The sequence below is a fragment of the Microcystis aeruginosa LEGE 91341 genome (genome assembly GCF_015206885.1).
Lineage (GTDB): Bacteria > Cyanobacteriota > Cyanobacteriia > Cyanobacteriales > Microcystaceae > Microcystis > Microcystis aeruginosa_H.
Map to the genome: position 1 here is coordinate 15,951 of NZ_JADEXY010000050.1, position 13,522 is coordinate 29,472.

10 protein-coding genes and 1 pseudogene are annotated in these 13,522 nt (G+C 40.5%); 5 read left to right on the forward strand and 6 right to left on the reverse strand.

Features of this window, described 5'->3' with window-relative positions:
• Positions 1 to 35: 35 nt before the first annotated feature.
• On the reverse strand, positions 36 to 2,840 hold the full coding sequence (locus IQ234_RS09805) for a caspase, EACC1-associated type (protein ID WP_193956952.1): 2,805 nt from the start codon (positions 2,838 to 2,840) through the stop codon (positions 36 to 38).
• A 10-nt stretch (positions 2,841 to 2,850) separates the two neighbouring features.
• Entirely contained in the window at positions 2,851 to 3,228 is a 378-nt protein-coding gene (locus tag IQ234_RS09810) for a hypothetical protein (RefSeq protein ID WP_193956953.1), read from the reverse strand.
• A gap of 497 nt (positions 3,229 to 3,725) precedes the next feature.
• On the opposite strand from IQ234_RS09810, the gene IQ234_RS09815 reads away from it, so the two are divergent.
• Positions 3,726 to 3,953, forward strand: a complete 228-nt coding sequence (locus IQ234_RS09815) for a type II toxin-antitoxin system Phd/YefM family antitoxin (protein ID WP_193956954.1) — start codon at positions 3,726 to 3,728, stop codon at positions 3,951 to 3,953.
• 373 nt (positions 3,954 to 4,326) lie between these two features.
• Here IQ234_RS09815 and IQ234_RS09820 read toward each other — a convergent pair whose 3' ends face one another.
• Positions 4,327 to 5,055, reverse strand: coding sequence for a GDSL-type esterase/lipase family protein (locus IQ234_RS09820; protein ID WP_193956955.1), 729 nt, complete (start codon positions 5,053 to 5,055; stop codon positions 4,327 to 4,329).
• A gap of 222 nt (positions 5,056 to 5,277) precedes the next feature.
• Between IQ234_RS09820 and IQ234_RS09825 the strand changes: the two genes are divergently transcribed.
• From IQ234_RS09825 to clpB, 4 genes are all read left to right on the forward strand, one after another.
• Positions 5,278 to 6,171: a methylenetetrahydrofolate reductase gene (locus IQ234_RS09825; protein ID WP_193956956.1), complete on the forward strand. Its 894-nt coding sequence runs from the start codon at positions 5,278 to 5,280 to the stop codon at positions 6,169 to 6,171.
• Between the two features lie 119 nt (positions 6,172 to 6,290).
• A complete protein-coding gene (locus IQ234_RS09830; protein WP_002749864.1) occupies positions 6,291 to 6,593 on the forward strand; it encodes a hypothetical protein in 303 nt (100 codons plus the stop codon).
• Positions 6,594 to 6,615: 22 nt separating this feature from the next.
• Positions 6,616 to 7,101: a GNAT family N-acetyltransferase gene (locus IQ234_RS09835; RefSeq protein ID WP_193956957.1), complete on the forward strand. Its 486-nt coding sequence runs from the start codon at positions 6,616 to 6,618 to the stop codon at positions 7,099 to 7,101.
• 92 nt (positions 7,102 to 7,193) lie between these two features.
• The gene (clpB, locus tag IQ234_RS09840) at positions 7,194 to 9,854 is read left to right on the forward strand and encodes an ATP-dependent chaperone ClpB (protein ID WP_193956958.1); all 2,661 of its coding nucleotides are present in this window, start codon (positions 7,194 to 7,196) and stop codon (positions 9,852 to 9,854) included.
• Between the two features lie 841 nt (positions 9,855 to 10,695).
• Here the strand turns inward: clpB and IQ234_RS09845 are convergent.
• The 3 genes and pseudogenes from IQ234_RS09845 to IQ234_RS09855 all read right to left on the reverse strand — a co-directional run.
• On the reverse strand, positions 10,696 to 11,409 hold the full coding sequence (locus IQ234_RS09845) for a choice-of-anchor R domain-containing protein (protein WP_193956959.1): 714 nt from the start codon (positions 11,407 to 11,409) through the stop codon (positions 10,696 to 10,698).
• Between the two features lie 1,075 nt (positions 11,410 to 12,484).
• The gene (locus IQ234_RS09850; RefSeq protein ID WP_228008445.1) at positions 12,485 to 12,961 is read right to left on the reverse strand and encodes a helix-turn-helix domain-containing protein; all 477 of its coding nucleotides are present in this window, start codon (positions 12,959 to 12,961) and stop codon (positions 12,485 to 12,487) included.
• 352 nt (positions 12,962 to 13,313) lie between these two features.
• Positions 13,314 to 13,522, reverse strand: a pseudogene (locus IQ234_RS09855) (hypothetical protein); the annotation flags it as partial.

Genomic DNA, 13,522 nt, shown 5'->3' on the forward strand with positions numbered 1-13,522 from the left:
CGGCATTTCAGACTTTTTCAACCAACCCTGATTAGCTAGGGACTAGGCTTTTTGGGTGAGTTTAAACAGGATAAACCAGCATCTTTAGCAGTAGGATACTTGATTGGGACAAAAGCAAAATCTGAACTTAGTGTCCGACACTCCACAATGTGAACAAATTCTACGGAGGGATTTTGGGGATCGCCATTTTCATCCAATTTTTTGCGATCGCCATTTTGATCGAATTGAATTGTCCCAGTTGCACCTTTAGTGACAAGAAAATCAGGAGACTTTAATTGTTCAAGGATATTAATTCGTGTGGGATTATCTTCCTTTTCTAGAGCTTTTGTTAGAGCAAGCGTTGCATCATAGGATAGGGCTGTTATTGCATTAACAGAAGTTGTAGTCCATAAAATTTTGGCATCCTTAAGAAAATTCTTGTTAGGACTGGTCAAAGAATCCCAAGGAACCGCAATAACAAACTTTTGAAAAGGTTGTAGGTTGTCAATTTGTTTTAAGGTACGAGAACTACGAAGTCCCCATGATCCGATAACCCAATTTTGACTATTATTAAGTTTTATAAGTCTAATTGCATCGCCTTGAGCATTGCCAATTGCTTTTGGGAATAGTACAAGCCCTATTGTTTCTGTTATTTTTGCTTCTGTTTGTCGTAACTCTTGGATGGCTTCTTCTGCCTTAAAATTATTTCCCAGATCAAATTCATCTAATTTTACTACAGTTCCAGAGAATGGAGGGCCTGTAAAAATAGTTTTAAAACTATTAAAAAAAGATTCACTAAATGGACTTCCTTCACTATAAAAGCCCACCACTTTTTTAATAGACTTTTCTTGCAAAAATTTTGCAATGGCAGGAGATTGTTGATCGCTGGAAAAAACAGTTCGCTGGAAATTTTTTCTGGGGTATTTAGTAAGCTCGCTAGTCGTTGATCCGGGAGAAATCAAAACTAAATCATTTTCCTTATAAATATCCACCGTTGCCACAGTCATTTCACTGGTATAGTGACCAACAACCCCTAAAATTTCAGGACGATGGGAAAGAGATGATGCTGTCTTTTTGGCTAGTAATTCGTCATTTTCATCATTAGTAATGACAACTTTTAATCCCTTACCATTAATCGCTTTTTTGTTGATAAAATCTTGATCTGGAAAATACTTGAGGAATGGATCATTGTCATTTAAAATTCCCAGATTAATTTTTGTTTGTAATTGTGCTACTCCTCGTAACATTTCTTTTGCTCGACTATCATCATCATCATCATTAGAGCTATTTTGATTTTTGGGAATACTAACAGCAACAGCAATGGTGTAATATGGCTTTTTATTGGCTTCTAGTAAAGCATTATTTAAGTAAATTAATGTTTCTGGATCTAGCCTATCCTCTTGCCATGCTTTCTCAAATCTTGACAAGGCTTCTTGATAATCACACTGTGCAAAATATTCTGCACCTTTCTTCTTGTTAAACGATTGAGAGTAATTAAGAACTTCTTCTCCTTCACTAATAAAGTCGTCCGTTTGTTTTGGACAATCAGATTGAATAATATAAGGGCGAGAAATGGCAAATAAACTTACAACTGCTATTGATGCTATTCCTATGCTAACTGGCAGATTTAATTTGAAATTTTGGAGCTTTGAAGTTTTTATAGAATGCAAAATTTGGGCAATTTTTGCAGAAGGAGAAGTGCTTGTTGGAATCCTCGGAGGAATGGGGGGATAAACCTCATTTTGCACTTCTTCTTCAATCACCTGAATATCCTCATCCCTGAGTCCATAGATAATTTGCAGTTTCTTTAAACTCTCTATATCTTTGTTTTTCAATGGAGTATGATTGGCAGCAGCTATTATTTTCCGAAACGCATTCCTATATTTCTTAATATTGTCTCGTCGCCGTAGCAGTGGGTTAAGAACTTCTGTTTCAATCGTTCTGGCTTCATCTGGTGAGAGATTTAATTGCTCTATTGTTGCATCCAAAACTGCCCTATCTGCAGCAGAAAAGTCTTCCTCCTTAAAACAATAATCTTTAATATCCTCATCATTCCACTTTTTAATAATATCCTCAACTATTTTACGATACTTAAATTTAGGATCATTAGCAGCAAGAGGAGATCTGGCCAAATAAATAGTCTCGTCTCCTTCAAGAGAAAGATAAAATTTGGGAGTCATTGCCGGGGCAGCTTCCTTTACTCGTTCGCTGGCATACTCATGCAATTCATTAACAGAAATTAATTGATCACCATCCTTATCTGCTGCACCAGTTTCAATTCCTTCAACTAGATATTTTGTATAGATGGACAAATCGTTATCTTCCGACTCAAAAGAATATTCAATCGGACTAGAAGAGGTTAAAATCGCCCTTCCTTTACCTCCTAATTCCTCTTGAATGTTAAATTCCCCTTTGATTGGCATTCCCTGAACCAATGCTCCGCTAAAACAGCAGTCGAGAATAATTATCTGCCTTTGGGAACGACTATCTGTGATGTACTCTTGAAGTTTACTTGCCGCTAAAGCTGTTGCAAGACGAAAATCTCCATTCTGATCACGCCCAGTGTCTCTTGTACTTAGAAAAAATCTAGCCTTTTGATCTTTAAGTCCATGCCCAGAAAAATATAAAAGCACCAAATCATCTCGCTGTCGATTAGCAAATAAAACCTCAACTGCTTTTTCCATGCTCCCTTTGTCTGGGTTACGCAAAACTGTAACCTGATCAGTAACCTGATCAAAGGCTCCCATGTCTGGATGCTCTAATACTCGGCGCATTGCTTCAACGTCTAGAATGGCACTAGAAATTGGGCGCAATCCTTCGGAATACTCGCTCACACCAATTAACAAAGCAAATTTTGCCATAATACCTTCTTTAACCTGAGATAAAGTCTTGAGCCGCTTTAATAGCCATTTCCAATTCTTCTCGACTGTGAGCCTTAACCGTCAACTTGCGACCATTGGCCTCTACCGACAATTCTATCGGTTTACCTCCCAGGCGATCGCCCAGAAACCCTAACAGTTTTTTGCCATTAGCGGGGTTAACTTCGGTCATTAAGATTCCACCCAAAAAACCGCCCAACGACTTATTACCTTCAGGGGGATTGGGATCAAGAATACGTTTAACCGATTCAACTTCATCTGCCTGTTTTAGTTCTGTCAGTAATACTTGGGCCTGTTCGTCGCGTTCTTCAGGCTCCAGGTTAGGATCGTTAAAAGCGATCAGCAATTTAATCGTAGATTTGTTACTCATAGGAAGTTGAGTTGAAATAATATAGGATAATACTAATCTTACTGAATTATGCAAATTTTACCATATACCATCTGAAATCTAAATGAGTGATCCCATTTTCATACTAACCCTTGCCGAGTGCCAATTTCTTCACTGATGTCGTGATGTTGCTGAACATAGAAGATTGATTTTTCAAGCTGCTCCAAGAAATCATAACAATTATTGTGTGTTGGGTTTCCTTACTACTACTACAGGCTAATGGCGATAATTCCGCTAGAAAGTATGAGAATGTGTCTGACATTCAGCAGGGGGTGAGTATTGGTATCATGATTAAAAGTAAGGATATAGATATAAGTAGTCGTGCAAAATTAATTTCCTAGTAAAGATAGGCAAAAGGCAAGAGGCAAGAGGTGGTTAGATATGTGTAATTAATTTTGCTTAGGTACTTAACTTAATCCATCGCTTTTCTTGATTGAGATTAAACTAATGTTTGTGTTGTTGATCAGTGAGGTAAACTAATGACTACAGTTGAATTAAAACAAGCAAAAAATCAACTTAATGAGTTATTGGAAGCCGTACTTAAAGGTGAAGAAATTATCATCACAGAAAATAATGAACCTGTAGTTAAATTAAGTTCTGTAAAGTTAGCCAAGAAACCGCCGCGTCAACCCAGAAGTGCTGCGGAAAAAGTTGGGATAGCCGATAATTTTGATGCCCCTTTAACTGATTTTGAAGATTATCAATAATTATGCTCAAAGTTTTAATAGATACTCATGTATTTCTTTGGTATGTCACCAATAATAAACAATTGAGAGACAACCATAAAATTATGATTAATGAAAGAGAAAATCTAGTTTATCTTAGTTAAGGTGGTTTTGGGAAAATGACGATCAAATATAGTCTGGAAAAATTAACTTTTGATTCACCTTTTCGAGAATTTATTGAGTCACAAATTCAGAGCAATGATTGGCAAATTTTGCCCCTTAATTTACTACATTTTGAACGAGTAGCGCAATTGCCTGTTCAGGATTGTAGTAGATATGTAGGGGGTAAGTTCGGTTATATTACCAGATATTCTCGTTTCTGTAACGCCGCTAGATCCACTGAGAATAGAGGACATCACTTTTGTGCAATTCCTGTGAAAGGTTGAATAAAACTATCCACACCAACAAAGGAGGTGAGGGGCGACCAGTTTAAAATATCCTCTAAAATTGATTGATAGCCTTGCACATTGGGATGAAGTCCATCTTCCATTAATCTTTCTTGACACCACAGATCACCCCGGTTCATCCAGAGATCAAATAAATCGAGATAGGGAATATTTTGCTCTAGACAAGCTTGTTTAGTGGTTTCCTTAAAACTATACTGATCGCCATGGTTGAAGTAAAAGCAATCTAAAAAGGGCATTTTCCGCTCATCTACCGGAATCATACCTACAAACAAAACCGGGCAAAGAGAACGGGCCCGGGTGAGTAAATGTTCGATTTGAGTTTGAAAAAGATCCTGATCGGTATAAGTACGACCATCGGGCCGGCCTAAACGGGCTGTATCATTAACACCGACGGAGAGAAGAATCAGGTCAGGGAGACGATTGCGAATTTCCCCCCTGAGACGAAATTCTTGTTCTAAACGTTCGGACACTTGTACCACTCGATCGCCGCGAATCCCCAAATTATACAGGGCATGACCGGCACTTTCCATCCACAAACGACGTAGGCGCTCGGCCCAACCGCCACCCACGGGGTCGCCATAGCCATACACAAGGCTATCACCTAAAGCGACGATTTTGAGGGGATGGGTCATGATTAGGGCTTTGTCTTTAGTAGGTAAACGAGAAAGAGTTGGCATGATTGCTCGATCGAATCGGTTGTCCTTTACACTTGTAAACGAATTTGGTTAAACTGTCCGTGTATTATACTACATTAGAAATTTTTTCCTGCCAGTTAACTTAAATATCAGCCAGGCACTGACACCGACCAGTATAAAGCAGCCCGATGATCATTGCTTCCCTAAGAGCCATTTCCGGGCTAAATCTACTATAAAATTTATGATTAAAACCTAGATAAATTGATGACTACTCGTTTACGACGCGCGGTTCAAGACCGAGAATTTTTGATTACAGCCGAGATTACTCCCCCAAAAGGGGGTAATGCCAGTCATATGCTAGAAATGGCCCTCTGGCTAAAAAATCGCGTTCATGCGGCTAATATTACCGATGGCAGTCGCGCTGTAGTGCGAATGTCCTCTCTGGCTGCCTCCGCTATTCTCTATCAACACGACATCGAACCCATCTGTCAAATGGCCTGCCGCGATCGCAATGTGATCGGATTACAAGCAGATCTAATGGGCGCTCATGCCTTGGGATTGAGAAATATACTAGCTTTAACTGGAGATCCCGTCAAAGCAGGAGATCACCCCAAAGCTAGGGCAGTTTTTGACCTAGAATCGGTACGTTTGTTAAAATTAATCGATAAATTAAATAAGGGTTTTGACTTTAACGATAAATCTTTACCAGATGGACCCCTAGAACTTTTTGCCGGGGCTGCCGTTGATGTGCAGTCAAAAAGTTGGTCCGGTCTTCAAAGCCGTTTTGAGCGTAAAATCGAAGCAGGAGCGCAGTTTTTTCAAAGTCAATTAGTTACGGATTTCGAGTGTCTTGATAAGTTCATGCAGCAGGTGGCCTCCCTCGCCGATAAACCGATTCTAGCGGGAATTTTTCTGTTAAAATCGGCTAAAAATGCCGTATTTTTAAATAAAAATGTGCCGGGGGTACAAATTCCCGATCAGATCATTCAAAGACTCGCTGATGCACCTCATCCCCTCGAAGAAGGTATAAAAATCGCCGCCGAACAAATAAAATTAGCCCAGCAGTTATGTCAAGGTGTCCACATCATGGCGATTAAACGAGAGGATTTAGTCCCGAAAATTCTCGATCTGGCTGGTATCCCGCCAATACATAAATGAGATGAAAAGTCAATAGTTTTTATAAAAAATTAACTTTCATTTTGACTAGCGGTCTTTTGACAAGAATTCTACCCCTAACCTAGGATGGGAAGGCTCAAAGCATCTTCGGGATTAAAAGCATGGATTCCAATCTAGGTCAAGAAAAAGAGAATAGTTGTGGTGGGCGAAAATGGTTGTCGATCGGTATTGCCCCCACTGGTATAATTTCCATTGGCATTGTTCCCATGGGCGTTATTTCCATCGGTATTGTTCCTATGGGAGTAGTTTCCATTGGAACCGTGGCCATGGGGACAATTGCGGCCGGTTTTGTGTCCATGGGACTTTTCAGTATTGGTAGCGTTGGGATGGGATTAAATAACGGTCATTTTTCCAATCTTAATTCTCCCCCTGCTGAATCTCCCCACGAACATCATCAGCATTAAAATCAAGATTTGACCAGCAATCATGAATTATTCCATCCGTGCTGCCGTTTCTACCGATGTCAAGGCTATTTTTGACTTAATTGTCGCTCTAGCGGCCTATCAAGAACTCAGCCATTTAATGACAGGAAATAGTCAAGCTTTAGGGGAGCATTTATTCGGAGAAAAACCCTACATCGAAGCATTGGTGGTGGAAGTAGAGGGTAAAATAGTCGGTTTTGCCCTATTTTTTACTAACTATTCCACCTTTATAACTAAACCGGGGATTTACCTAGAAGATATCTTCGTTTTACCCGATTATCGCAGTCAAGGTATCGGGAAAGCTTTACTAATGGCTGTGGCTAAAATTGCCGTCGCTAGGGATGCAGGACTTTTAGAATGGACTGTCTTAGAGTGGAATCAACTGGCGATCGATTTTTATGGAAAAATGGGGGCTAAGGTCTTCCAAGAGTGGCAAATTTGTCGTCTCACCGGGACAGCTTTAACCCAATTGGGTAATAGTGATAAATAAGTCAGACCCTTTGTCGATCCCGGAACTTTGTGATCGATCGAGACTCCTTGCTATACTATACCTCTGACACTGGCTTTCCTCATTGGTGCAGAATGCAACCCACAGACTCGAATAAATTTACCGAACAAGCTTGGGATTCGATCGTTAAATCGCAAGAAATTGCGCGACGCTTCAAAAATCAGACCTTAGAGGTGGAACACGTTATTATTGCCCTCCTAGAGCAGAATAACGGTCTAGCCACCCGGATTTTACAAAAAGCTAATATAGAAATTCCCCGACTGCAACAACAGCTAGAAGTCTTCACTAACCGACAGCCGAAAGTGGCCATCGTCGATCAATTATACCTAGGTCGTGGTCTTGATCTGCTACTCGATCGCGCCGAAGCATCCCGGGAAAGTTGGCAAGATAAATTTATCTCCGTCGAACATCTTCTCGTCGGTTTTGCCGAAGATGAAAGAGTTGGCCGGAAATGTTTACGCACTTTCAATCTTGACCCCCAAGATTTAGAATTAGCCATCAAAGCGATTCGCGGCACTCAAAAGGTTACTGAACCCAATCAAGAGGAAAAATACGAAGCTTTAGATAAATATGGCCGGGATTTAACAGCAGCGGCCAAAGAAGGCAAATTAGACCCAGTTATCGGTCGTGATGAAGAAATTCGACGGGTGGTACAAGTCCTCTCGCGACGGTCGAAAAATAACCCAGTTTTAATCGGTGAACCGGGAGTAGGAAAAACCGCTATCGCTGAAGGATTGGCCCAAAGGATTGTTAACGGAGATGTTCCCGAATCTTTGAAAAATCGTCAGTTAATTTCCCTCGATATGGGAAGTTTAATCGCTGGGGCAAAATATCGAGGCGAATTCGAGGAAAGATTGCGGTCAGTCATGAAAGAAGTTACCCAATCAGAAGGGCGAATTATTCTCTTTATCGATGAACTACATACCGTTGTCGGTGCGGGTTCTAGGGAAGGAGGATCGATGGATGCGGGCAACCTATTAAAACCTATGTTAGCTCGGGGAGAATTGCGCTGTATTGGGGCGACAACTTTGGATGAATATCGCAATCATATTGAAAAAGACCCCCCTTTAGAAAGACGTTTTCAACAGGTTTATATTAAGGAACCTTCCGTGGAGGATACTATCTCGATTCTCCGGGGTTTAAAAGAACGTTATGAGGTGCATCATGGGGTGACAATTACCGATTCGGCCCTAGTGGCAGCAGCTACCCTATCCCATCGTTATATCAGTGATCGCTTTTTACCAGATAAAGCGATCGATTTAGTCGATGAAGCGGCGGCAAAATTAGAGGTAGAAAGTACCACTAAACCTGCCGATTTGGAAATGATAGATCGTCGCTTAATGCAGTTACGGATGGAAAAATTCTCCTTAGAAAAAGAGGAGAAAAAAGATCGAGCTTTTCAAGAGCGTTTAGAAAGAATTATCGAAGAAATTGAGGAATTAGAAAGTAAACAAAAGCCTCTCGCTGACCAATGGCAAACGGAGAAACATATCGCCGAGGAAATTAAATTGTTACGAGAGGAAGAAGAACAATTGCGCCTACAGGTGGAACAGGCCGAACGAGCTTATGATCTCAATAAAGCGGCCCAATTAAAGTATGGCAAACTGGAAATTTTACAAGGGGAATTAGAAGTAAAAGAAAAAGAACTAGAAACCATTCAAGCGGCAGGTTCGACCCTGTTAAGACAACAGGTAACTGATGCTGATATTGCCGAAATAGTTGCCCGTTGGACGGGAATTCCCGTCAATCGTTTAATGGAATCAGAACGACAAAAATTATTAGAATTAGAGTCTCATTTACAGAAAAAAGTTGTCGGACAAAATGAAGCGGTCACGGCAGTAGCAGCGGCGATTCGACGCGCACGCGCGGGAATGAAAGATCCCTCGCGTCCGATTGGTTCATTCCTGTTTATGGGACCCACAGGAGTGGGTAAAACCGAGTTAGCGCGGGCCTTGGCGGGGTTACTGTTCGACTCCGAGGAAGCCATGGTTCGCATCGATATGTCGGAATACATGGAAAAACACGCGGTTTCGCGGTTAATCGGCGCCCCTCCGGGTTATGTGGGTTATGAGGAAGGGGGACAACTATCGGAAGCGGTGCGTCGTCGTCCCTATTCTGTGGTTTTATTGGATGAAGTGGAGAAAGCCCATCGGGATGTTTTTAACATTTTATTACAAGTGCTTGACGATGGGCGCATTACCGACTCTCAGGGGCGAGTGGTGGATTTTCGGAATACGATTATCGTCATGACCAGTAATATTGGCAGTGACCATATTTTAAATGTTTCCGAAGATGCCGATTATGAGGAGATGCGGAAACGGGTTTTAACAGCTTTGCGGAGTCATTTTCGTCCCGAATTTTTGAATCGTATCGACGATTTAATTATTTTCCACACCCTGAAAAAAGAAGAATTGCGTTACATTGTTCGTCTGCAATTACAGCGTCTGGAAAGATTATTAGGAGAACAAAAAATTAATCTAGAATTAACTACGGCCGCAGAAAATCATATCGTTACTGTTGGTTACGATCCCACTTACGGTGCGCGACCTTTAAAACGTGCTATCCAACGGGAGTTAGAGAATCCTTTAGCCACAAAAATTCTCGAACAAGCTTTTATGGAAGGGGATACGGTGGTAATTGATTGTCTGGATGAAGTGTTAACTTTTAGCAAAAAGGAGCTAGAAAAGGAAGGGCAAACATTAGAATTAGCTGTGGTTAACCTCAGTTCGGATTAAAACCAGATAGGGGATATATTCCCCCTCTGAGTTTACTGTAAAGGCCAAAAATGTCCGAAAATAATCCTATTTTTTCTCTTGGGCGGTTAGTCTAGTAACATCCCGCCAGAAGAAAAATTTCCTCAAGTTTTTTTATTCCTGAACTTACCACATACATATCTACTAAATAGTTGGACAAAAGTAAAGTTAACTGTGGGGTAAGGAGTCAGTAGCCGGTCGTCAGGAGTCAGTAAGAATTGCGGCAATTTACATTTCTTAAGATAGACAACAGAATTTATGTCCGACTACTTACAATAATTGAAAACCCTTACCCGTTAATGTATCGACCCATTAACTTCTCTTAATGTACTCATGTTTATTGTAATATTTCTCAATAGAAAGAGATGAAGCCTATTTGTTAAAATGGTAGTCGTGTATATAGAAAAAGTTTTTAACCGTAATTCCCCTCCACCGTTCTTTTCCCAGAATTCTACCCAGAAGGCGATTAGGCGGTACTCGTGGCGGCTAGATTTCTCAAAGATTATGGCACACTTGTCACAAAAAGTCGAGCCGAAAGTGCTTTCGTTAAAGTAAAAATTTGCTCGTTGGTTCAATAAGAAAAAAACACACCGCTAACACTTCGAGACGGGAAAACTTGCCTGAGAAAGACTTTTTCTTGATCGAAAAATTAGCGGTAATTTGTTTTGATTTACAGAAGTTAATCGCAGTTATTGATAAACTTCTATATAATGATAATGTCAAGAAGATTTACCAATGAAAAGCAGGGAATCGTTAGGATATTCCCTCATTTACCAAGACATCGAAGACCGATGACGGAAAGATGTTTCCATTCAGCTAATTTCTAAGCACGAGTAGAGAGTTTTTTCAGCCTAGAGGCTAACCCCAATCCTCCTAGTCCTAACAAGGCAACAACGGAACCCGGTTCGGGAATATTAGTAGGGGGAGGGGGAGAAGTGTTTACTGTCCCGTCAACGCTGAATTGAAAAGCGTTAAATCCAGTAAAAGGATTCCAAGTACCTCCTTGATTACCACTAAAAAGGGCACTATCACCAATCGACCAGCCAAGCTCCCCTATTTGGTCGCCAGAGTCAGTCAAGGCCCATATGTATTGCTCACTGCCGCTTGAAACCCCAGCAACTAACCAGTAGGCAGTATTAGCGCCTAATGTTTGCGGAGTAGTAAGGGTAAAAATGTTATTGGCGGTAGTGGTAGTAATGGGACTAGGGTTAGTAAAACTGGTTATCGGAGTACCGAGTGCCCCGGCGTTGTCGCTATAGAGACGGACAAATAAATTGTCAGTTGGAGTAACTGGAAGGGATTGTGCGAACCGAAGAGTGACCGAGTTAAGAGTATAACCATAACTGCCACTGCCAGTTGTAAAACTTGAACGTACCCATTGATCAAATTTTACTTCGCCTCCAGAACTACTTGAAGTTGTTGGAGGTAGGTTCTCAACGAGGGTGGCGGCAGAAGCTTGTTGTCCTAAGCTCAAGGAAAGAAGGAGAGCAAGGCTACTCCCCCCCATTTTCGCCAAAATTTGTTGGTTTTTGGTCATTTTTTAAATCCTAAGACTAAAAAGGATAAAGTTGACTGGATTGATGGTCTATCTTTTGAGGGCTGCCTCAGAAGATAATCCTCGCAATAACTTAGCACAGACTCCTAGCTTCTGGAAAGGTAAATCGGCAACATTTATACGCACTGATATAAAATTAATCATATATCTTGTCGCTGAAAGTGTTGTGTCCGCTCAACCAATTTCTGAGCGCGAGTAGATAAGATAGCCGTTGGTGATAAGGAAAAAACTACTTGGGTATAAATTTGTTGGGAGTAGTTTCTATAACAAATCATCCTAAGTACCTAAGCAAAATTAATTATACATCTAAGCCGTCAGCCCTCAGACTTCGGCTAGGCTCACTCGATCCGCTCACCAACACGAACGCTTTTTCAGTGATCGGTAAATAGTGAACTAATACCAATTCTCCAAAGTCTGACTACAGAAGTTTAATACCCCTAAATCCCCCTTAAAAAGGGGGACTTAGGGGTATTAAATTCGATGTGTAGTTTTCATTTAGAGAAATGGTATAAAAACTCAAATCCAATCGCTGATAGCTGTCTCCCGTCTCGACTAGGAAATTAATTTTGCACGACTACTTATAGCGCTTTTCACGTTATTGAGGTATCGACAAGTTTTGCCAACAAAGGGTTTAAGCTCCTTGCTCATACCTCATTCTTATGAAAACTGCTATATAAGCCACCAGAGTTTTCTAATAATCGGTTTTAAGCCGATTTGATGTTCGTCAAATAACTAGAGAACTACCTGACAGGGGGAAGAGCGAGCTAGAAAACTTGCCAACAAAGGCTTCTGGCTTCTCTCACTAGAAATATATCTAGCGATTCTAGGCAAAAAGCTAAGGAAAGAATTAGGGATAGGAGCGAGCTTATTAGGAATTATTATTAATAAGCGAGAGATGGTGCGGCGAACTTTTTCGAGCTAAAACCATGAAAAACTTATGACATATGGATTTCAGCTTTCTTGTCCCCCTGTTATAGAACTACCTGAGTATTGGTAAATTTATCTCTTAATTCTTAGACTTTTACCAGTAAATTCTGCTTAGTTTTTTCTGATTCAATTAGTTACTATTTTTATATTTTGGTTTGGGTTCTTGACAACAATGTCTGAACTTTTTTAAGTAATCCCATCCCCTTTGATTCCAAACTTTTTCTCGTCCAGTTTCCTTTTCTATCCATCTAGCCACTTTTGGACCAGTCCATATCCCACCATCAGCAGGAAGTTTTTTCAGTTCTTCTTTTAATTTTTGCCATTGTTCTTCCTTCAATAGAGGTTCTTTTCCTCTCCGATGTTCGTGACTCTTTTTCTTGAGATTTTTGACTCCTTCTTCTCCTAACTCATTATATCTTTTGAGGATTTTAAAACTATATTGATAATCTAATCCGACGGCTACTGCTGCATTTTTTATTGTCCATCCTAAAGATATTTTCCACAACAAGTGCCATCTTCTTGTTTCCACCGAATCTTGACTTGCTCTGTATCTATCTTTCAGTTCCTCTGAACTTAGATGTTTAGCTAAGTACGCTTTTTTTGGCATTTTATTTCCTCGTCTTTACTCACCCTATTATAACGGGATTTATTATAACTCTTAATGAAAATCTCTCAGTTTTAATCATAACAAAAACTTCATCTATAGCATTTCCTGTTCGCATGAGGTACATTATCGATGTTGAAAAGCTTAATCAGCAAAAGTTTAAATGTACCACACAGGTGTGAAAACCTCTATATTAACCTTCTGTAGTCGCTCTTGTCTTTTGGGTTAAAGATTCAGCTGAACTACACAGCAATTTTATCGAGTCAAATAAATCCATATTTTCGTTAAAAATAAGTATAATCAAACAACAAAAAAGCACTCCCTCGCGGGAGTGCCTTTTCGTTCAGACTAGGAATTAACCATTGATAGCGGGAGCAATCAGAGCTACAGGAGCCTGTTCACCACTAGCCAAGTCTAAGGGGAAGTTGTGAGCGTTGCGCTCGTGCATTACTTCCATACCGATACCAGCGCGGTTTAACACATCGGCCCAAGTACCGATTACACGACCTTGAGAATCGAGAATCGACTGGTTGAAGTTAAAACCATTGAGGTTAAACGCCATGG

What these genes read in the sequence shown, in the direction of transcription:
- IQ234_RS09805 (WP_193956952.1), bottom strand. Translation starts at nt 2,840, where the DNA reads ATGGCAAAATTTGCTTTGTTAATTGGTGTGAGCGAGTATTCCGAAGGA.
- IQ234_RS09810 (WP_193956953.1), bottom strand. Translation starts at nt 3,228, where the DNA reads ATGAGTAACAAATCTACGATTAAATTGCTGATCGCTTTTAACGATCCT.
- IQ234_RS09815 (WP_193956954.1), top strand. Translation starts at nt 3,726, where the DNA reads ATGACTACAGTTGAATTAAAACAAGCAAAAAATCAACTTAATGAGTTA.
- IQ234_RS09820 (WP_193956955.1), bottom strand. Translation starts at nt 5,055, where the DNA reads ATGCCAACTCTTTCTCGTTTACCTACTAAAGACAAAGCCCTAATCATG.
- IQ234_RS09825 (WP_193956956.1), top strand. Translation starts at nt 5,278, where the DNA reads ATGACTACTCGTTTACGACGCGCGGTTCAAGACCGAGAATTTTTGATT.
- IQ234_RS09830 (WP_002749864.1), top strand. Translation starts at nt 6,291, where the DNA reads ATGGATTCCAATCTAGGTCAAGAAAAAGAGAATAGTTGTGGTGGGCGA.
- IQ234_RS09835 (WP_193956957.1), top strand. Translation starts at nt 6,616, where the DNA reads ATGAATTATTCCATCCGTGCTGCCGTTTCTACCGATGTCAAGGCTATT.
- clpB (WP_193956958.1), top strand. Translation starts at nt 7,194, where the DNA reads ATGCAACCCACAGACTCGAATAAATTTACCGAACAAGCTTGGGATTCG.
- IQ234_RS09845 (WP_193956959.1), bottom strand. Translation starts at nt 11,409, where the DNA reads ATGACCAAAAACCAACAAATTTTGGCGAAAATGGGGGGGAGTAGCCTT.
- IQ234_RS09850 (WP_228008445.1), bottom strand. Translation starts at nt 12,961, where the DNA reads ATGCCAAAAAAAGCGTACTTAGCTAAACATCTAAGTTCAGAGGAACTG.